The organism is Bacillus sp. FSL R5-0709 (genome assembly GCF_038004785.1).
Lineage (GTDB): Bacteria > Bacillota > Bacilli > Bacillales > Bacillaceae_G > Bacillus_A > Bacillus_A mycoides.
Genome location: NZ_JBBORT010000001.1, coordinates 2787184 through 2806751, shown reverse-complemented (window position 1 = coordinate 2806751; position 19568 = coordinate 2787184). Strand labels below are relative to the sequence as shown.

Annotated in this window: 18 protein-coding genes, 1 pseudogene and 3 other annotated features; of the genes and pseudogenes, 12 read left to right on the top strand and 7 right to left on the bottom strand. The window is 34.6% G+C overall.

From position 1 onward, the window contains the following. Positions 1–21 precede the first annotated feature (21 nt). Positions 22–1524: a malate:quinone oxidoreductase gene (locus MKX37_RS14375; RefSeq protein ID WP_002127892.1), complete on the bottom strand. Its 1503-nt coding sequence runs from the start codon at positions 1522–1524 to the stop codon at positions 22–24. 432 nt (positions 1525–1956) lie between these two features. Between MKX37_RS14375 and MKX37_RS14370 the strand changes: the two genes are divergently transcribed. Further along, entirely contained in the window at positions 1957–3003 is a 1047-nt protein-coding gene (locus tag MKX37_RS14370) for a DUF2332 domain-containing protein (RefSeq protein ID WP_078422545.1), read from the top strand. Between the two features lie 112 nt (positions 3004–3115). Further along, positions 3116–3652 carry a DinB family protein gene (locus MKX37_RS14365; protein ID WP_016127168.1) on the top strand — a complete coding sequence of 179 codons (537 nt, stop codon included), beginning with the start codon at positions 3116–3118 and terminating at the stop codon, positions 3650–3652. Between the two features lie 263 nt (positions 3653–3915). On the opposite strand, the gene tnpB is transcribed toward MKX37_RS14365, so the two are convergent. Then, a complete protein-coding gene (tnpB, locus tag MKX37_RS14360; protein ID WP_002185576.1) occupies positions 3916–4044 on the bottom strand; it encodes an IS66 family insertion sequence element accessory protein TnpB in 129 nt (42 codons plus the stop codon). Beyond that, positions 4025–4507: a hypothetical protein gene (locus MKX37_RS14355; RefSeq protein WP_078422546.1), complete on the bottom strand. Its 483-nt coding sequence runs from the start codon at positions 4505–4507 to the stop codon at positions 4025–4027. Before MKX37_RS14355 ends, tnpB begins: the two co-directional genes overlap by 20 nt. Before the next feature lie 130 nt (positions 4508–4637). Between MKX37_RS14355 and MKX37_RS14350 the strand changes: the two are divergent. Both MKX37_RS14350 and MKX37_RS14345 read left to right on the top strand, forming a co-directional pair. Then, a pseudogene (locus MKX37_RS14350) lies at positions 4638–4777 on the top strand (sigma-70 family RNA polymerase sigma factor); the annotation flags it as partial. A gap of 90 nt (positions 4778–4867) precedes the next feature. Continuing rightward, the gene (locus MKX37_RS14345; protein WP_002189990.1) at positions 4868–5413 is read left to right on the top strand and encodes an NADPH-dependent FMN reductase; all 546 of its coding nucleotides are present in this window, start codon (positions 4868–4870) and stop codon (positions 5411–5413) included. Positions 5414–5513: 100 nt separating this feature from the next. Here MKX37_RS14345 and MKX37_RS14340 read toward each other — a convergent pair whose 3' ends face one another. After that, complete coding sequence (locus MKX37_RS14340; protein WP_002127881.1) at positions 5514–5999, bottom strand: GNAT family N-acetyltransferase; 486 nt, start codon at positions 5997–5999, stop codon at positions 5514–5516. Positions 6000–6051: 52 nt separating this feature from the next. Then, the gene (locus tag MKX37_RS14335) at positions 6052–6432 is read right to left on the bottom strand and encodes a VOC family protein (protein ID WP_078422547.1); all 381 of its coding nucleotides are present in this window, start codon (positions 6430–6432) and stop codon (positions 6052–6054) included. A 261-nt stretch (positions 6433–6693) separates the two neighbouring features. Here MKX37_RS14335 and MKX37_RS14330 point away from each other — a divergent pair, with 261 nt between their 5' ends. The 3 genes from MKX37_RS14330 to MKX37_RS14320 all read left to right on the top strand — a co-directional run bounded on the left by MKX37_RS14330 (position 6694) and on the right by MKX37_RS14320 (position 10049). After that, the gene (locus MKX37_RS14330) at positions 6694–7185 is read left to right on the top strand and encodes a hypothetical protein (protein WP_002168155.1); all 492 of its coding nucleotides are present in this window, start codon (positions 6694–6696) and stop codon (positions 7183–7185) included. A 216-nt stretch (positions 7186–7401) separates the two neighbouring features. Continuing rightward, entirely contained in the window at positions 7402–8874 is a 1473-nt protein-coding gene (gene entB, locus MKX37_RS14325) for a cell wall-binding protein EntB (RefSeq protein ID WP_254865756.1), read from the top strand. Between the two features lie 500 nt (positions 8875–9374). Continuing rightward, positions 9375–10049, top strand: coding sequence for a hypothetical protein (locus MKX37_RS14320; RefSeq protein WP_016127163.1), 675 nt, complete (start codon positions 9375–9377; stop codon positions 10047–10049). Between the two features lie 29 nt (positions 10050–10078). Here MKX37_RS14320 and MKX37_RS14315 read toward each other — a convergent pair whose 3' ends face one another. Next, the gene (locus MKX37_RS14315; RefSeq protein ID WP_003189952.1) at positions 10079–10582 is read right to left on the bottom strand and encodes a kinase; all 504 of its coding nucleotides are present in this window, start codon (positions 10580–10582) and stop codon (positions 10079–10081) included. 220 nt (positions 10583–10802) lie between these two features. Between MKX37_RS14315 and MKX37_RS14310 the strand changes: the two genes are divergently transcribed. Then, positions 10803–11342, top strand: coding sequence for a GNAT family N-acetyltransferase (locus MKX37_RS14310; RefSeq protein WP_003189954.1), 540 nt, complete (start codon positions 10803–10805; stop codon positions 11340–11342). A 42-nt stretch (positions 11343–11384) separates the two neighbouring features. After that, positions 11385–11909 (top strand): cysteine hydrolase family protein, encoded by a 525-nt coding sequence (locus tag MKX37_RS14305; protein WP_016127161.1) that lies wholly within the window; start codon positions 11385–11387, stop codon positions 11907–11909. Positions 11910–12090: 181 nt separating this feature from the next. Here MKX37_RS14305 and MKX37_RS14300 read toward each other — a convergent pair whose 3' ends face one another. After that, a complete protein-coding gene (locus tag MKX37_RS14300; protein WP_002127868.1) occupies positions 12091–12528 on the bottom strand; it encodes a YndM family protein in 438 nt (145 codons plus the stop codon). A gap of 150 nt (positions 12529–12678) precedes the next feature. On the opposite strand from MKX37_RS14300, the gene MKX37_RS14295 reads away from it, so the two are divergent. The 3 genes from MKX37_RS14295 (at position 12679) to aroC (ending at position 19557) form a co-directional block, all read left to right on the top strand. After that, positions 12679–16191 (top strand): DUF4020 domain-containing protein, encoded by a 3513-nt coding sequence (locus MKX37_RS14295; RefSeq protein WP_078422379.1) that lies wholly within the window; start codon positions 12679–12681, stop codon positions 16189–16191. A 108-nt stretch (positions 16192–16299) separates the two neighbouring features. Next, positions 16300–16536, top strand: a binding site (T-box leader). Between the two features lie 54 nt (positions 16537–16590). Beyond that, positions 16591–16827 (top strand) — a binding site (T-box leader). A 198-nt stretch (positions 16828–17025) separates the two neighbouring features. Next, positions 17026–18102, top strand: a complete 1077-nt coding sequence (locus MKX37_RS14290) for a bifunctional 3-deoxy-7-phosphoheptulonate synthase/chorismate mutase (RefSeq protein ID WP_002013433.1) — start codon at positions 17026–17028, stop codon at positions 18100–18102. A 9-nt stretch (positions 18103–18111) separates the two neighbouring features. Then, positions 18112–18331: a binding site (T-box leader), on the top strand. 53 nt (positions 18332–18384) lie between these two features. Continuing rightward, positions 18385–19557, top strand: a complete 1173-nt coding sequence (gene aroC / locus MKX37_RS14285) for a chorismate synthase (protein ID WP_002013434.1) — start codon at positions 18385–18387, stop codon at positions 19555–19557. Positions 19558–19568: the final 11 nt, after the last annotated feature.

The window sequence follows — 19568 nt, the reverse complement described above, 5'->3', positions numbered from 1 at the left end:
GTCGTTTTTTTAATCTATTCATTAATTGTGAACAGCTTCTTTTTCATTTAACCCAAGTGTGCGCCCTGTTGAAGCGTGAAGCTCTTGGAACAGTCTTGGATTTTCCGTAAGTGACACGCCGTAAGAAGGGACCATTTCTTTTATCTTTGGCTCCCATTCTAGTATACGTTCTGGGAAGCATTTTTCTAATACTTCAAGCATAACGTGAACCGCAGTAGAAGCACCTGGAGAAGCACCAAGTAACGCAGCGATTGATCCGTCATTTGCACTAACAACTTCTGTACCAAATTGAAGTGTTCCTTTACCACCTGCATCAGTATCTTTAATTACCTGCACACGTTGTCCAGCAACGACAGTATCCCAATCTTCACTTTTAGCGTTCGGAATAAACTCACGTAATTCTTCCATACGCTTTTCGTGTGATAACATAACTTGTTGGATTAAGTATTTTGTTAATCCCATTTCTTTTACACCGGCTGCTAACATCGTTAAGACGTTATTCGGTTTTACAGAACCAATTAAATCAAGGTTTGAGCCAGTTTTTAAGAATTTAGGTGAGAAGCCTGCAAATGGTCCAAACAGTAAAGCTTTTTTATTGTCTATATATCTCGTATCAAGGTGAGGTACAGACATTGGTGGAGCACCAACTTTAGCTTTTCCGTATACTTTTGCATGATGCTGCTCTACAACTTTTGGGTTTTTACATACCATAAATAGTCCACTTACTGGGAATCCTCCAATATGTTTTGACTCAGGAATACCAGTCTTTTGAAGTAGAGGTAGACTACCACCACCGCCGCCGATAAAGACGAATTTCGCAGTATGATGTTCAATTTTGCCACTATTCATATCATGTACTTTTACTTCCCACAAACCATTCTTCGTGCGTTTAATATTTTCAACACTATGTTTGTAGTTTAGCTCAACATTTTTAGTTTTTAAGTAATCAAATAACATGCGCGTTAACGCACCGAAGTTAACATCTGTTCCAGAGTCAATCTTCGTTGCAGCCATAGGTTCATTAGAATTACGACCTTCCATAATGAGTGGAAGCCATTTTTTTAATGTGTCAGGTGCATCAGAAAATTCCATTCCTTGGAATAGAGCGTTTTTTGAAAGCGCTTCAAAACGTTTTTTTAGAAACTCTACATTTTTTTCCCCTTGCACCAAACTCATATGAGGTAGTGGCATAATAAAATCTTGTGGATTACGAATTAAGTTTCTTTTTACAAGATAAGCCCAAAATTGTCTTGAAAGTTGAAATTGCTCATTTACTTTTACAGCTTTACCAATATCTATAGACCCGTCAGATTTTTCGGATGTATAGTTAAGCTCACATAGCGCAGAATGTCCTGTACCAGCATTATTCCATTCGTTAGAACTTTCTTCTCCGGCATTAGCGAGTTTTTCAAATACTTTAATTTCCCATTCAGGTGCCAATTCTTTAAGTAATGATCCTAACGTTGCGCTCATAATTCCTGCGCCAATTAAGATAACGTCTGTTTTTTGCTGCATGTTGCTCATGATAATCTCTCCATCCCCTATATTGGCAAAAAAGAGTAGGTGTTTTTTATATCTAAGCCGTAAAAAGAAAACACCGCCTAGGCCCCACCTAGGTACTTACCTTTTTTGTCTCAATTATATAACCATCTCATAGTCTATTATAATAATTAATAGACTAAAATATCTAGTGTTATCTGATAATTTTAAACTATTTAACGTTTTATTTCATAGAATTCTTCTGTCATAAGGGTAAAAAGCATAGTAGTAAAGCGGGAATTGGAGAAGAATTCCAGTTTGATGTTATGTCAAAAAAACTTACTAATACTTTTATTTTTAAGTTTTTATTTTTGGGAATTTGTAAGAATCTGTTTTTATTACATCTAATTTGAAAAAATAGAGCAAATAACAAATTAATGGTAAGATTATTCTGAAAATAAAATAAGGGGGATACCAATGCTTACAAAAGAACAAGTCGCAAACTTATTTCGGAATTTTTCTGTGAATGAATGTAAAGGATCTAGTGACTTATACGAATATTTATCAATAAAAATTTCTGAAGATGAGGAAGTTCTTACGTTAGCTTCCTACGCACAACCTGGTCAACCAGTCCCAAACTTATTATTAGGTGCAGTCCATTATTTATTGTTAAAAGGAAAAGAGCACAGTTTAAAAAACTATTATCAAAGTTTAGTTGAAAATGCTGATATAAATTTTGAAAATGCCTTTTACCAATTTAAAGATTTTTGCCATGTATATCGAGAAGAAATTATCTCTTTATTACAAACGAAACTTGTTCAAACGAATGAAGTAAGACGATGTGCCTATTTATATCCAAGTTTCTGTTACATATTTAATAAAGTGAACAAACCATTGGCGTTAATAGAAATTGGTACAAGTGCGGGATTACAACTATTTTGGGATCAATATCGTTATTCATATGGAACGGAAGAAATGTATGGAAATAGACAATCAAATGTTCATTTACAATCAGAAATAAAAGGGGAGAAGAAGCCCTCCTTTTTAAAACAAAGTCCACCTGTTATGGAAAGAATCGGACTAGATTTACATGTGAATAATTTAAATGATGAAGAAGATTATTTATGGTTACGCGCGCTTATTTGGCCAGAACATAAAGAAAGACTTGAACTATTCGATCAAGCAGCAACGCTTGTAAAAGAAAAATCAGTACAATTAATTGAAGGGGACGGTGTAGCACTTCTTCCAGCCATTGCAAATCAAATAAGGGAAGATGCTGTAATCTGCATTTTCCATACACACGTCGCAAATCAAATACCTGAAAATGTAAAACATAAGCTAGAAAAACAAATTAAAGAAATAGGTGCAAAACGTGATGTATTTCACCTATATAACAACATGTGGGACCGTGACCTTCATATTGATTATTATATTAACGGAAACGAATATTGTGAAACTGTTGGGGAAACGGAAGGGCATGGGAGATGGTTTAGTTGGGGGCTTGGGGATAAGCCGCTTTGTTAATGTAATCCTATATAGGATGGAGACATTTTGTTTTAAAATTATTTTTTTTGATTAATATGACAATAATTTATGATAAGTTGTATATAAGGATAAAATAAAAAGGATGATAAGCATGCAAAAGAGACCAGAGGCAAATGAATATAACCCGTATTATTCAACGTACATAGACTTAATACCAGATGGAGATATCATACATATTCTAGAGCAACAAATGAAGGAAACGAATCTTTTGTTGAAGGATATTTCTGATAGTGAGGGACATTTTAGATATGCTCCTAATAAATGGAGTATAAAAGAAGTAATCGGTCATATTGCGGATACTGAACGTATCATGGCGTATCGATTGCTTTCCATAGCAAGAGGCGAGACAGCAGAACTTCCTGGATATAACGATGATATGTATGTTCTTAGAGCAGCTTTTGATAAGCAATCTATGCAAGATCTTCTTGAGAATTTAACAGTTGTTCGCCAATCTACTATGCATTTGCTTAAAAGTTTAGATAAAGAAGCTTGGTTACAAAGGGGAATTGCGAACAATTCTGAAGTCACGGTTCTTGCATTAGCAAACATTATTGCTGGTCATGAGCTTCATCATCGTCAACTTATAAAAGAACGTTATTTGGGTTCTAATGCATATCCAGCATGTTAAAATATGAAAATAAAAAGAGAATGATTCATAGGGAATTTCTGAATTATTCTCTTTTTATTTTTCTGCGTATCAGTGGAATTATAAATGTTTTTTTACAAGGTCTATTCCTTCTCGTTGATGCTAATCGGGGGCACTATACATGCCCATCAAGTTAAGAGTGGGTATTGGGGTTTGTGTAGCAATGAAACCAAATCACGCAATAAGCATTAGCGAACATTAGAAATAGTAAAAATGCCACTTTTTCCTGTTAAAACGGGGTGATTTTAAATTTCAAATTCTTCTTTTACAACAGTCGCTAGTCCATCAATTGATTTACGTAAATCTGTTTCCCCTTGTGTAAGATATACTTTTTCTATTGTGATTTCTGACGGCTTATTTATTAGTAAATTCATCGGGAGTCCAAGTAGCGATTTCATTCCCAGGTGCAGCAACTACAAGCCAATCATCAAATTGGACCCCAGCTTGCCAGCATTCATAATAGTCATGAAAACCATTTACAAACATGATTTGCCCATTTTCAAATGTAATAATTAAATGCGGAGTTGCCTTACCTAGTTGTATGTCTGTAACTTTTTTTCTTCTCATTTCAAATATTCTCTTATATTCTTCTTCCTCAGTATAATCGTCAAATTCACCCTCATTAGATGGATATTTTTCAGGTGGAGTATGAAATAAACACCATTTCAATTCGATGTTGACATATAATTGCCCGTCATAATCAACGGTGGCTTCAAAATCTGTAAAATGAATTTTTATAGTTGTTGGAGAAATACCAAATTGCAATCCATCAACTTGTGCTCCTATGAAGAGATGTTTTAATACATTTTCAGCATAAAGTTTGTCTTCTTTGTTCATTATACGAATCATCCTTTCTGTAAAATATATAGTATATCTTTATTGTAATAAATAAATTTTTATGTAAAATGAACCTTTTGTGAGAAACGGGCGAATATAGTGTGAAAGCTCATGAGAGGGGAACGTAATTTTGGATGAAGTAGAATTAAAAGAATGGCTGTATAAAATGGAGTCTGGAGACCAAGAAGCCTTTCGAGTTATTTATAAATTAACAAGTAAAGATATTTATAGACAGTAGTATTTTTATTAGGGAATCAAAAGCAAGATGTCAAAATTGATGAATGTACAGCTTGTTAAATAGTTCAATATTTTTGATTTTTCTCTGACTGCATAAGTATGATGTTTGTAGGAGGGGATCATATGAGTATACACAAAAAAATCATAGCGATTTCAGGAAGTATTAGGGAAGGATCATCCAACACAAACATATTAAAAACTTTAGCAGCATTTATTCCAGAAGGTATAGATTACACTATTTATAATGGGATAGAGGAACTACCTCATTTTAATCCGGATGTAGATCGAGTTGGAGCACCGGTTGTTGTTGAAGAATTTCGAAAGACATTAAGTGAAGCACATGCACTTATTATTTGTACACCAGAGTATGCAAAAAGTATTCCAGGAGTTTTGAAGAATGCTTTAGAATGGCTTGTTTCATCAGCGGAACTTTATAAAAAGCCAGTGGCTATTATAACAGCTTCACCATCAATTGCGGGAGGGGATAAAGCCCATGAATCGTTATTACTTACACTAGGTATGCTAGATACAATTGTCGTTCAAAATGGCTCGTTATTAATCCCATCTGTGCGAACTAAATTTAGTGATGATGCAAAAGTAACAGATGAGGATACAAAGAAAGCTCTTATCTCTTTAGTTCAAAGTGTAGTAGACGAGATAAAGAAATAGTGATGTAGTTCGTATTAAGGTGAAAATGGGACTTTTATAATAAAAAAAGATAAAGGCAATGCTACGGTTAGTTCAAATGTAGCATTGCCTTTTTATATAGTTAAATATATGTACTCAAAATCTCCCCAGGCAATCCATCAATCTCGCAAACTTTTTCAGATGTAAAACCAACGTTTAGTAAAATCTTCCGAGAGGGGGTATTGCTCGGATCGATAATTGCTTTTAGTACGCTTACATCTGTCTGCTTCGCTATTTCAATTAATTCTCTTGCAATATAACTACCATATCTTTTTCCCCAGTGCTCTGGCAAAATCATATACCCAATTTCAGCTTCTTTTACATTATCTTCATTCACTGTTACATGTCCAAGGCCGATAAATTCATTTGTTGCACTGTCATAAACTTTATAAGACCCAAACAGTTTATGCTTTTCATTGCGCCTTAACAATTTTTCATAGTCGTTTTGTGCCTCTTCTAGCGGAATAGCACGCTCTGTAATTTGTGCCATCACTCTTTCATTTGATACGAGCTGGAAATATGGACTAAAATCTGTTGCTTCAAATTTTTTGAAATGCAGTTTATGCATAGGGTTCCTCCAAACGAATTTTTATTAGTTCTTCAGAAAAGATAAACGATAGTTAAATAGTGATCTCTATTTGATTGCCTTCCGGATCACTAATTACACTTTTGTAATAGCCATCTCCAGTGAAACGTGGTCCATTTAATAAAGGAGAACCAGCTTCTTTTAACGTTTTTGTTAGTTCATTTACACGTTCTTCACTACCAACAGAGAAAGCCATGTGTGCATAGCCAGTGATATTTAGGTTAGGCTCGTTTTCTATGCCTTTCTTACGCATAATTTCAAGGCGCGCTCCAGATTCGAACGTAATAAAATAAGATTCAAAGTGTTTCGCTTCATTATGATATAAAGAGTTTGCTTTACCGTTAAAGTACTTTGTATAGAAAGTACGCATTAATTCTAAATCATTTACCCAAATTGCTATATGTTCGATTTTCATTCGTTTCACTAACCCATTCTTTATGTAAATTAAAAAATATGTACTCTGTAATAATTAGCGAAATTCAACAACACTAATTAGATGTTCACTTTATTAAATTTGCATGCATATTGCAAGAAATAAGAATGGACGTTAGGAAAAAGCGGATTGTAATGAAAAATTTTTATTAATGGTATTAGATAATTTTTAAGTCATAACATGCATACAATGTCTAATTAAGTGAATTACGTACGTCAAAATTTCAAATAAGGAGGGACATTTGTGGGGCAATTTGAACAAATGGTGATTGTCGGTATTTCCATGTCTTTTATACTGTCTATTATGATATTAGGGTCTACGTATTATAATCCTCGCCTTTGGTTAAATGATTATCCGAAAGATATTCAAAAAGTAGTTTTGCCAAAATCGATAAATGAAAAAAAACAAACGTTTTATTTCGGAATTATTTACAATATTATTCTCTTCGGAACGCCTTTAGTTTCTACATATATACTACATCACCATGGAAAATTATTGTATATTGAGGCCTATTTACATACTTTTGGGATTGTAATGATTTTCAATTTAGTAGATTTATTAATAATCGATTGGCTTATATTTTGCTGGATTACTCCAAGATTTGTTGTTATTCCTAGTACTGAGGAAATGAAAGGATATAAAGACTATAAGTTTCACTTAAGAGGTGCAATAGCTGGAACGCCATTTTTAGCAATTGTAAGTTTATTTTTGGCAGGAATTGCGACAACTATCTAGTGTGAAGTAGAAGGTCATGAAGAGTTTATAGAAGATAAGTAGATTTATAATGTATAGAATTAGAAATGAAAATTTGATAATATTGGAGTAGAAAGTTTTAAAAACAGTATATTAAGTGGTATTAATATACTGTTACAAATGTTTTGATACTCTGTGGAATTCCCTAATTTTATGGAAACATTTGATAGAACTCAAAAAAACGCAATGGAGGCTAATATGAAAAAAATAATTGGCGCAGCAACAGCAACAGTTCTTGGATTGGGGGCTTTTACCACATCTGCTATCGCAGAAACTATCGTAACAGCGGATGTACTTAACGTACGTGAAAAGCCAACTACGGAATCAAAAATTGTCGAAAAAGTAAAAGAAGGACAAAAGTTAAAGGTCATACATACTGAAGAAGGATGGTCAAAAATTGATTTAAATGGTAAAGAATTGTTTGTAAGTTCGGAGTATACAAAAGATATTTATCATGTAACAGCAAACCTATTAAATGTACGTACTGAAGCAAACACAGAATCAGAAATTCTTGGCAGACTGAAACAAGATGATGTAATTGAATCAACACATCAAGTAAAAGATGGATGGCTGCAATTTGAGTATAAAGGAAAAACAGCTTATGCAAATGTTTCTTTCCTATCAAGTACAGCACCAATTGAAAAGAAAGCTGAAGAGAAAACGAAGCGAGTAGCGAAAGTACAAAAAGCAGTTAAAGCAAAGGAAGAAGTAAAAACGCAGAAAGAAGCAAAAGTACAAGAAATAGCAAAAGCGAAAGAAACAATAAAAGAGCAGAAAGAAACGAAAGCAGAAGAAATAGTAAAGCCTAAAGAAGAAGCGAAAGTAACAGAGAGAGTAAAAGTTAAGGAAGAAACGAAAGCAGAAGAAATAGTAAAGCCTAAAGAAGAAGCGAAAGTAACAGAGAGAGTAAAAGTTAAGGAAGAAACGAAAGCAGAAGAAATAGCAAAGACCAAGGAAGAAGCAAAAGTACAAGAAATAGAAAAAGTAAAAGAAGAAGCGAAAGCGCAAGAAATAGCAAAAGCTAAGGAAGAAGCAAAAGTACGAGAAATGGAAAAAGCAAAAGCACAAGAAATAGCAAAGGCTAAGGAAGAAGCAAAAGCACAAGAAATAGAAAAAGTAAAAGAAGAAGCGAAAGCGCAAGAAATAGCAAAAGCTAAGGAAGAAGCAAAAGTACGAGAAATGGAAAAAGCAAAAGAAGAAGCAAAAGCAAAAGAAGAAGCAAAAGCAAAAGAAGAAGCAAAAGCGCAGGAAATAGCAAAGGCTAAGAAAGAAGCGCAAGCACGAGAAATAGAAAAAGCGAAAGAAGAAGCGAAAGCAAAAGAAGCAACAAAGACACAAGAAGTATCTAAAAATAACACACAGTCTGCTAAACGTGAATTAACGGTAGTAGCGACAGCATATACTGCTGATCCAAGTGAAAATGGTACATATGGTGGACGCGTTTTAACTGCGATGGGTCATGATTTAACGGAAAATCCTAATATGAGAATTATTGCAGTAGATCCGAAGGTAATCCCATTAGGATCTAAAGTATGGGTAGAAGGTTATGGAGAAGCTATTGCTGGTGATACTGGTAGTGCTATTAAAGGAAATCGTATTGATGTTTTAATGGGTTCAAAAAGTAAAGCTATGAACTGGGGAAGACAAACTGTTAAAGTAAAAATTTTATAATAATGGTTATCCAAATAGAAGTCAGTTCTCTTTATTGAGACTGGCTTTTATTTTTTACCTTAATGTGATTCATTGAAAAAATTTGAAGGATATGTAAAAGAATAAAACCTTAATTTTGCTGCTGAGTACCGTGAGCAGTAAAAGTAACCCTATTGAATTATATAATCCTTATTTGTATTTCTGACAACCATATTGTTCTTCTATCACTATTAAAATACAATTAGATAAATAGGAGAAAAATATTCATAAAATAGTAATTGTTTTATTTAGTCTTATACTAGGGTTTATAACGTTCCAAATCCCTATAGTGTCAGAATGGATACAGAACTCAGTCTTCTTGTAAATTGTTATTATTTTATTATCGTATTCATACCAAAAAGATAACGGTGATAAGAATGAGAAAAATGATGATTAGCAACAATAAAAAATGTTTTATGTACCGAAAGTTATTAAAAGATTAGTATCGAGGATTACCTTTATAAGCGAGAAGAGGATAGAATATGACAATGGAATTATATGGCGAACATTGGGATGGAATAAAAGGGTATAGAGTAATGGAAGGGAAAGATTCATATAATCATTATTTCGGTGGTCAAGATTGTGAAGTACCATTGTGTAAGTTATGCGGTGAGAAAATGCATCAAATTTTTTGTTTTGATTTGAAAGATGAGAAACTTGCTGAACTTAAAAATGATGAATTGATTGTATTACCATTCATCTCTTGCTTGAATTGTGCGATGGTGTGGGAGCCGCAATATTTTCAATTAAGTAATGGGGGCAAAACGGTACAAATAATAAAACAAGACAATACGGAAGAGTGGATTATGGAAGCTGAGTATAAGCTACCGGTCAATCTTCCAAAAACTAATGTAAAGCTAACGAATATGAAAAATGAAGATATACCTACTGATGAAGATAGTTACTGGGAAGCTTTTGACTTATTCGGTTCGGAATATGTATGTAGATTGGTAGGAGCGCCCCTATACGATGATGCTCCAGAAGATTTAGGATGTCCAACTTGTTCGAAAGAGATGAAATATGTTGCTACAATTACACAAGATCTTGAAGAACGGGAACTTATTTCAGTAGTTGATTTTCTGTTCGGTGAGATGAATATATATTATTACTTATGTAAAGATTGTTCCGTTATGAAAACTGAAATACAAGGAACATAATAAAATAAGACTGACAAAAAGAGTCAGTCTTATTTTTGTATCGTAACATCAGTAATAATTGCATGAAATATATCTCTTTGCGTGAAATCATCTGTAAAAACAGTCTCTCTATTAACCTCAATTGTATCGTGTGGGTTATACCATTTACTCAATAAATCTTTTCCAAATTCAAGTCGTTTTTCTCTAGTATTATGCCGTCTAATCGTTTCTTCAAGTGATAAGTCAAAATAATATGTATAAGCGTTTCCTTCGAAATAATGTATTAATTCTCTTAACATTTCACCGTACCTACGACTGTTTAGTATTCCTTCTAAAATAACAAATTCACATTTTCCTTTTCCGTACTTCGTAATTTCAAATAGTAAATCATGAGATAAGTTACCCATTGTATCGTGAACTTTTAGCATATCTCTGCGCACAACGTCTTGTGAGACTAGAAGTGTTCCTTGCCCGAAATGCTCTTGCAGTTCTTTTGCGATAGTTGTCTTGCCGCTTGCGGAGTTTCCTCGAAGAATAATTAATGTTGATTTCAAAGTCTCATCTCCAAATTGTTTTAGTTTTTTAGGTCCTGCTACAAAAGAACTTCATTATGGGAAACATTCTTTTAGTTAGTTAAATAATAGTTTATGATACTCAGTATAGGTTGAACAGAATAATTTCTTATTGTGGGATTATGCAAATAAAGCTGTTTGAAAAATTTACTATCCGCATATAGAAAAGTTATTATAAGAGTAACTAATAAGGAGGTGACCTATGTTATTCCAAAAGGGAAAATTATTAGTTAGATACGTAATAAAAAACGATGCACCTATCATTTCAAAATGGCTAACAGACCCAGAAGTCCTGCAGTATTACGAAGGACGAGATAATCCGCAATCTGTAGAAAAGGTGCTTGATCATTTTATACATCATCCAAACGGTCATGAAAAAAGATGTTTAATAGAATTTGATGCCGTTCCAATCGGTTACATTCAAATGTATCCAGTTGATTCTGAATGGAAAGCGTTATATGGATATGAAGAATCGCAGAATGTATGGGGAATGGACCAATTTATCGGTGAACCGATCTTTTGGGGAAAAGGAATTGGAACAAAACTTGTTCAAGCAGCAATTACATACATAATGGAGAACTTAGGAGCAGAAGCGATAGCGATGGATCCTAAAGTAAATAATGAACGTGCGATAAGCTGTTATGAAAAATGCGGGTTTAAAAAGGTGAAAGTACTAGAGAAACATGAACTGCATGAAGGGAAATTAGAAGATTGTTGGATGGTAGAATATAAACAATTATAATAAATATGCAGGGGCTTATAAAAATAAAGGGAGCTGTGTGAAATGAAAAAAGCATTAATAGTTATTGATGTGCAAGTGGGTATGTATACAGCAGGAATGCCAGTACATAATGGGGAAAAGTTTTTAGAAACATTACAAAATCTTATTGAGGAATGTCGTTCAAATAGTATTCCGATTATTTATGTACAACATAATGGGCCAAAAAATCACCCGTTAGAAAAAGGTACAGCTGGCTGGCAAGTACATGCGGCGATTGCTCCGCGAGAAGGGGAGCTTGTCGTTGAAAAGACGACGCCAGATTCATTCCATAAGACAAACCTAAACGAACTGTTACAAGAAAAAGGAATTGAGCATGTTATTATTTCAGGAATGCAAACAGAGTACTGTGTTGATACGACAACGCGAAGAGCGTTTAGTGAAGGGTATAAAGTAACATTAGTAAGTGATGCACATAGCACATTTGACACAGATGTATTACGCGCTGAAGATATTGTAAAACATCATAATGTTGTATTTGGATCATTTGCAGATGTTATTACGTTAAAAGATTTAAAAGTAAAAGCGTAATTACAGAAGTTGCTGTCTCTTAATGGGGCAGCTTTTTTATTTGAAGATAGGCTATCAAACTTTGTCGATAAATCGATATTTCTTGTCGAATTGTTGATATAATTTCATTCACCGTATTGATATCACAAAAAAACAAAAAGGAGTACCACATTATCAACAAGGGTACTCCTTCACCAAAACGTTATTTCTTCTTATCTTTATCCAACACATTCTGTTCTTCAGCAAACTCGGTACCATATGCAAACCGGCGATTAATTCGAATGTTATCATTGCTGTGCCTTGTGTGGGAATTAGAAAAGCGATGGACGATTACTTCTGATAATGTAAAGACGATGGCAGAAAGGATACTGCCCCATGCAATTTGCATGTAGTTGTCTAATAAAATATTACCGAAAATCCAAACACTTAAGTACGTAAGTAAGAAATCCGTCATAATGGCAGCGGAATTGCCAATTCGATTTAAAATAATTTTATCAACAAACATATAAGAAATGATTGTGACGAAGAGACTAAAAGAAATGATTTGGACGAGCGTTGCTGGGAAAAATAGAGCTAGTCCGATACTAAAAGCGATGATGCATGATATAAATTTGATAAGTATTACAGTAATATCATTCAATATTTACACCTCCCATTTATACATAGTTTTACAATAAATACAGGAGTTCATACATTGGAACGGTTTAATTTATATAAAACTTTATCATGCTGAAATTTTATCTAAATATTAAAAAAATAATCAAAAAATGTTATAGTGAAATGAGAGCGTATGACATTTTTAGGTAAGGGGGAATCCGGGATGTGGATAACTTCAGAAGTAGAAATTCCAGATGAGTTAATCGATCACCTTGAACAAGGTAAGTTAGTATTATTCGTTGGAGCAGGAGTTTCTATGAAGGGGAAATCAAACTTACCGAATTTCGATGATTTAGTTGATGAAATTTCGAAAGCTTTATATGTCGAAAGGCGTGAGATGACAGAACCCCACGATTATTATCTCGGTAAAATTGCGAAAACGAAAGATGTGCATCAAGTTGCAAGAGACCTCGTTAATATAGAAAAATCAAAACCAAATCCATTACACTATGCGATTCCAAGGCTGTTTCCGTTAGATACGGATGTTCGAATTGTAACGACAAACTTTGATCAACATTTTACGTCTGTAATTACAGAAATGAATAGAGAGCTGAATATTTATTATGCACCTGCTTTACCGACAGGGAGAGCGTTTAAAGGGTTGGCTTACATACATGGGAATGTAGAACAAGAGAAAGAAGCTTTAATTTTAACGGATGGTGATTTTGGAAGGGCTTACCTAACAGAAGGGTGGGCGAGACGATTTTTAGTTGATCTATTCTCAAATTACACTGTTTTATTCGTTGGGTATAGTCATAATGATCCTGTAATGAAATATTTAGCAACAGGCTTACCACCGAGTACAAGGCGTTATGCTTTCGTCGCACAAGGTGATAATACATATCATTGGGAGCATTTAGGGATAAGACCGATTGTGTATCCGAATAAAGCAAATAATCATCAGGCGCTTGTGAAAGCGGTGAAGCGGTGGGCGGAATTAATGGGGGATAATTATATTACGAAAAGAATGCGTATTCGTGATATTGTAACCGTTCCTCCATCAGTAGAGCAGGAGCAATTATCCTATATAAAACAGTCAATAAAAAAAATTGAAACCGTTCGGTACTTCGTTGAATTTGCTCGTGATTATGAATGGGTGGAATGGCTTGAAGCAGAAGGGAAACTAAGAAATTTATTTCTGCTTACAGCAAATTATGATGAAGTAGATGAATTGCTTGCGGAATGGTTAGTGGAGCAATTTCTATTTAGTCATCAAAAAGAACTATTTCAATTGATTTTTAAAAATCATTCTAAAATATCCCCGTTATGGTGGCGAACAATTTGTAGTTACTTAAACGAAACGAAAGAAACGATGGACCCTTTGTTGTTTGCAAGATGGACATTGCTTTTATTAGAAACAGCAGAGAAAGATAGTAGCTCTATTGAAATAATCACATATTTATTGCAAAAATGTTCTTTCCCTGAGCATAAAGAAATTGGCTTGTTGCTATTAACGTTTATTTTAGATGGGAAACTTAAATTGAAGCGTGTAAGAAGATGGGGAAATGATACGCAAGAGTCGATTGAACTCGAGGAATCGAGTCGTATACCGATGCCTATTTTTTCTCATGTGGAGCGAATTTGGAAAGAGAAAATGAGACCACATATCGCTTACTACGCAAATCCGATTATGGTTACGGGGTTAGAAAAGATACAACTATTATCATTAAGACAAAATGCACTGAAAAGAAGAGATAGAGAAATTTCAGAGCAGGAGTTACAGCAAAATGATTTTACATTTTTAATTCAAATTGTAAAAGAGTGTCTTACATATTTATGTGAAAACAATGAGAAAAAAGCAAATCATTATATTACAGAAATGATAGAAACTGATAGTGTACTTCATAAGCGAATTGCAATTGAAGCAATGATTAATAATGTATTCGTTACAGCGGATGACAAACTGAAGTGGTTGTTACATGTAGATGTTCTGTTAGATTTCACATGTAAACATGAAGTGTTTCAACTTTTAAAGAATTATTACGCAGATGCTTTAGAGGAAACGAAAGAAGAAGTAATTCAACATGTATTAGAGTATCTTGCAGAAGAGAGGGCGTTTGATGCTTGTCTTGTATTAGACTTACTATTCACGTGTGATTCGAATAGTAAGTGTACGGCGGAAGGATACGAGCTAATGAAACAGAAACACCCCCATTTTTCTTCAGATCTATACAGTGTTCCAAAGAAAGAGGCAAATGAACAACGTATTACATGCAATGTAACAGCTGATGGATTACTACAGCTGAAAGACGATGAAATAATGGAGCAAGTTCGGCAATTTTCAAGAGACGGTGTTTTTGAACAACGCCATTTTTTAGAGATGTTATCAAAAGCGTGTAAATTGAATGTAGAGTGGAGTATTTCGTTTGCTTATCAACTAGTAGGCGTGCACGAAATTAGTAATGAAGTATGGTTTGTGTGTATAAGAGAGTGGCGAAATAACCGGAATTTGACGAATGAACAAATTCAAAAAATCATTCCGTTATTGCAGAAATTTATTAGAAATACTGCTTTTCATTGGCTAATTAGTAGTTTTCTATATGAAATTAGCAATCGATTAGAAGAGCTAGAAGAAAACAGTATACGGGTTGTAAAGCGCTTTGCTTTTTCAGTATTTCCACATGTTATGAGAGGGGAAACAGATTTTAAAATTGGAAAACAAGAGTTTTACAATGAGTCTATACAGCATCCTGTTGGGAAGATGACAGCTGTATTGCTAAAACTGTTAGCGTACGATCACTTATATGATCGCAATGTATATGAATATTTATTTTTATTTGAAGAACAGGTAAGGGTTACTTCGGAACGAACGAACTTTATGTTAGCTCGTTTAACAGCAGATATTACGTTTTTATACCATATTGAGAAGCAATGGTGTCGGAAAAATGTACTACCTTACTTAGATTTAAAGAAAGAAAGCGAGCTTACGAAATATGCGTGGGCGGGATTATGTTATACGCAAATTAATCTACCTTTGTTTACAGAAATAAGACGATATATTAAGTATGCAGTAGAACATTTAGATGCACTACATCCATATACGAGAGAAGCATTTTTAAAATGGCTTAGCTTTGTATTTATTAAATGCGTATTATATTGGGAGCAAAAAACAGATTGGTTATATCCACTTTTGATGCAAGAAAACGAAGAGAATAAAATTAAATTTATGCAGTATTTATGCTACTACGTAAAAACGTTAAGTGGTAAGGAACAACAAAAATTTTGGACAGCGTGGCTTAGTGTGTTTTTAAGAGAACGTCCGAAAATGGGCGTAATAACAACGAGAGAATATATGATGCTTTTACGTATTGTTTTATGCATGGATGAGGTTTTAGAAAAAGGATTAAATATTATTTCTAGTAAATTTCAAGGTGTGGAAGGACAATCTAATCAAGAAGAAATGAAACAGTTGTTTATAGAGATACTTGAAAAGAAAGAGCGTATGAAAGCGTATAAAGAATTGTATGCAAATGTGTTTTTCACTTTACTGCAGACGTGTCAAGAAGCCGATTTACTTGAAAGTGAGATCATACAAGTAAAAGAACTATTAACCAGGTATGAAGTAGAAAGACATGTATTAAATTTAATAGAAAATGAAATAATTCGCATCGGAATCGTAACGGAGAATTTACAAGAGGAATCATAGGGCGGAAGTGGAATTTTAAAAAAATATATAAAAAGTTATTGACAGTGTTTTGAAAAGCGTTCTATAATACGAATCATACTTATTCAATTTCAAAAACATTTGAATAAACAAAGTGCAATGAAGAGATCACAGTAGTGGTTAGTCTTACTGTAACAGAGAGCTGGTGGTTGGTGTGAACCAGTACAGGGATAATCATGAATTACAGTCTTGGAGCATCTTTTTCGTAGTAAAGATACTATTGTCTTTATGAAGGAAAAGCGGTCAAATGATCGTTAACAGTGAAGAGAGGTAGACAGAAATATAGTCTACAACTAGGGTGGTACCGCGATAAATATCGTCCCTACTGATTTATTCAGTAGGGACTTTTTGTATTTTAGTGGTCCAACTTGAAAATAAAATAGTCATGCATTGAAAGGAAAAGCAGTAGTTGTTGTTTCCCTGTAACAGAGAGCTGGTGGTTGGTGTGAACCAGTACAAAAACAAGAGCGAATTACAGTCCTGGAGCATCTTTTTCGTAGTAAAGATAGTTATTGTCTTTATGAAGGGAAAGACGGTCAGATGATCGTTAACAATGAAGAGAGGTAGGCGAAATAAGTCTACAACTAGGGTGGTACCGCGATAAATATCGTCCCTACTGATTGAATCAGTAGGGCTTTTTTGTACAAAAAAGTGGCTTATTAACTAGTAGTTAGTTAGTGTCTTTATGGTAATTATTAGTTTAAAATAAGAAGAGGTATCGATTCCACTTTAAATTTGTATAATTAACCAGTTCAGAAAATAGAGAATTTTTTATTCTCTTACTATACTTTTAAAACATTAGAGGAGGATTTCCAAATGGCAAATCATGAATTAGATCAATTACGTAAACAGGTAGATGAAATTAACTTACAACTATTACACCTATTAAACAAACGCGGTGAAATCGTTCAAAAGATTGGGGAGCAAAAACAAGTACAAGGTACGAAACGCTTTGATCCAGTACGTGAGCGTGAAGTACTTGATATGCTTGCAGAGCATAACGAAGGACCATTCGAAACGTCAACGATTCAACATATTTTCAAAACGATTTTCAAAGCAAGCTTAGAATTACAAGAAGATGATAACCGTAAAGCATTACTAGTTTCACGTAAAAAGAAAAAAGAAAATACAATTGTTAATGTTAAAGGTGAATTGATTGGAAACGGAACACAAACGTTCATCATGGGACCTTGTGCGGTAGAAAGTTTAGAGCAAGTTCGCCAAGTAGGGCAAGCGATGAAAGATCAAGGACTTAAATTAATGCGCGGCGGTGCTTTCAAACCGAGAACGTCTCCATACGATTTCCAAGGTTTAGGAGTAGAAGGTTTACAAATTTTACGACAAGTAGCAGATGAGTTCGACTTAGCGATTATTAGTGAAATTTTAAATCCGAATGACGTAGAAATGGCGCTAGAATACGTTGATGTAATTCAAGTTGGAGCACGTAACATGCAAAACTTCGATTTACTACGAGCTGTAGGTAAAGTTAATAAGCCAGTATTATTAAAACGTGGATTAGCAGCAACAATTGATGAGTTCATTAATGCAGCGGAATACATTATTGCACAAGGTAATGACCAAATTATTCTTTGTGAGCGCGGTATTCGCACATACGAGAGAGCGACACGTAACACATTAGATATTTCAGCAGTACCGATTTTAAAGAAAGAAACACATTTACCAGTTATCGTTGACGTAACACATTCAACTGGACGTAGAGATTTACTATTACCAACAGCGAAAGCAGCACTTGCAATTGGAGCAGATGCAGTAATGGCTGAAGTTCATCCAGACCCAGCAGTTGCGTTATCAGATTCTGCGCAACAAATGGATATTCCAGAATTCCATAGATTCATGGATGAGTTAAAAGGTTTCAAAAATAAATTATCTTAATTCCATATCATAAATGCACTGAAGAGGAAACAGTAGTGCTTATCTCACTGTTAAAGAGAGCTGATGGCCGGTGTGAATCAGTACAAAGGTAAGCATGAATTACAGCCTTGGAGCATCTTTCCCGCCAACTTTTGGAGAGAAAGACGGTCAAACGATCGTTAAAGAAGAAGAGAGGTAGACGAAAGAAGTCTACAACTAGGGTGGTACCGCGATAAACATCGTCCCTACTGAGCGCTCAGTAGGGACTTTTTTGTACAAAAAAATAGTAAAGGGGCAAGAGAAATGAGATACATTACAGCTGGAGAATCACATGGGCCGCAGTTAACAGTTATTTTAGAAGGTGTACCAGCAGGTTTAACATTAACAGCGGAACATATTAATAAAGAATTATTAAGAAGACAAAAAGGGCATGGGCGCGGAAGACGCATGCAAATTGAAACAGATACAGTTGAAATTGCAAGTGGTGTACGTCACGGAATGACACTTGGTTCACCAATTACGTTAATCGTAAAAAATGATGATTTCAAACATTGGACGAAAGTAATGGGTGCTGAACCAATTTCGGAGCAAGAAAGTAAAGAAATGAAACGTACTATAACGAAACCACGTCCAGGACATGCGGATTTAAACGGGGCAATTAAATACGGCCATCGTGATATAAGAAACGTATTAGAGCGCTCTTCTGCAAGAGAAACGACAGTTCGTGTTGCTGCTGGTGCAGTTGCGAAACAAATTTTGAAAGAACTAGGTGTGGAAATCGCAGGACATGTTCTTGAAATTGGTGGGGTACAAGCGAAGCGTATTTCAAACTTACCAATTGAAGAAATTCAAACGATAACTGAAAATTCACCAGTTCGATGTTTAGATAAAGAAGTAGAACAAGAAATGATGAATGCGATTGATGATGCGAAAAGTAGCGGAGATTCTATAGGCGGTATTGTCGAAGTCATTGCAGAAGGAATGCCAATTGGAGTTGGTAGCTACGTTCATTACGACCGCAAATTAGATGCAAAACTTGCCGGTGCTATTATGAGCGTGAATGCGTTTAAAGGTGCTGAGATCGGAATTGGTTTTGAAGCGGCAAGACAGCCGGGAAGTAAAGTGCACGATGAAATTTTATGGGATGAAGAAAAAGGATACACGAGAAATACGAATAATGCCGGCGGTTTAGAAGGCGGTATGACAACAGGTATGCCAATTGTCGTAAGAGGCGTAATGAAGCCAATTCCTACATTATATAAACCGTTAGCAAGCGTAGATATTGATACGAAAGAAGCGTTCCAAGCGAGTATTGAGAGATCTGATAGCTGTGCAGTACCAGCAGCAGGTGTTGTAGCTGAAGCTGTCGTTGCATGGGAACTTGCCGGTGCACTAGTCGAGCAATTCGGAAAAGATCGCATGGAATTACTAAAACAAAATATTTCGCAACATAACAAATACGCAAAAGAATTTTAATGAAAAGGTGG

What these genes read in the sequence shown, in the direction of transcription:
- MKX37_RS14375 (WP_002127892.1), bottom strand. Translation starts at nt 1,524, where the DNA reads ATGAGCAACATGCAGCAAAAAACAGACGTTATCTTAATTGGCGCAGGA.
- MKX37_RS14370 (WP_078422545.1), top strand. Translation starts at nt 1,957, where the DNA reads ATGCTTACAAAAGAACAAGTCGCAAACTTATTTCGGAATTTTTCTGTG.
- MKX37_RS14365 (WP_016127168.1), top strand. Translation starts at nt 3,116, where the DNA reads ATGCAAAAGAGACCAGAGGCAAATGAATATAACCCGTATTATTCAACG.
- tnpB (WP_002185576.1), bottom strand. Translation starts at nt 4,044, where the DNA reads ATGAATTTACTAATAAATAAGCCGTCAGAAATCACAATAGAAAAAGTA.
- MKX37_RS14355 (WP_078422546.1), bottom strand. Translation starts at nt 4,507, where the DNA reads ATGAACAAAGAAGACAAACTTTATGCTGAAAATGTATTAAAACATCTC.
- MKX37_RS14345 (WP_002189990.1), top strand. Translation starts at nt 4,868, where the DNA reads ATGAGTATACACAAAAAAATCATAGCGATTTCAGGAAGTATTAGGGAA.
- MKX37_RS14340 (WP_002127881.1), bottom strand. Translation starts at nt 5,999, where the DNA reads ATGCATAAACTGCATTTCAAAAAATTTGAAGCAACAGATTTTAGTCCA.
- MKX37_RS14335 (WP_078422547.1), bottom strand. Translation starts at nt 6,432, where the DNA reads ATGAAAATCGAACATATAGCAATTTGGGTAAATGATTTAGAATTAATG.
- entB (WP_254865756.1), top strand. Translation starts at nt 7,402, where the DNA reads ATGAAAAAAATAATTGGCGCAGCAACAGCAACAGTTCTTGGATTGGGG.
- MKX37_RS14320 (WP_016127163.1), top strand. Translation starts at nt 9,375, where the DNA reads ATGACAATGGAATTATATGGCGAACATTGGGATGGAATAAAAGGGTAT.
- MKX37_RS14310 (WP_003189954.1), top strand. Translation starts at nt 10,803, where the DNA reads ATGTTATTCCAAAAGGGAAAATTATTAGTTAGATACGTAATAAAAAAC.
- MKX37_RS14305 (WP_016127161.1), top strand. Translation starts at nt 11,385, where the DNA reads ATGAAAAAAGCATTAATAGTTATTGATGTGCAAGTGGGTATGTATACA.
- MKX37_RS14295 (WP_078422379.1), top strand. Translation starts at nt 12,679, where the DNA reads ATGACATTTTTAGGTAAGGGGGAATCCGGGATGTGGATAACTTCAGAA.
- MKX37_RS14290 (WP_002013433.1), top strand. Translation starts at nt 17,026, where the DNA reads ATGGCAAATCATGAATTAGATCAATTACGTAAACAGGTAGATGAAATT.
- aroC (WP_002013434.1), top strand. Translation starts at nt 18,385, where the DNA reads ATGAGATACATTACAGCTGGAGAATCACATGGGCCGCAGTTAACAGTT.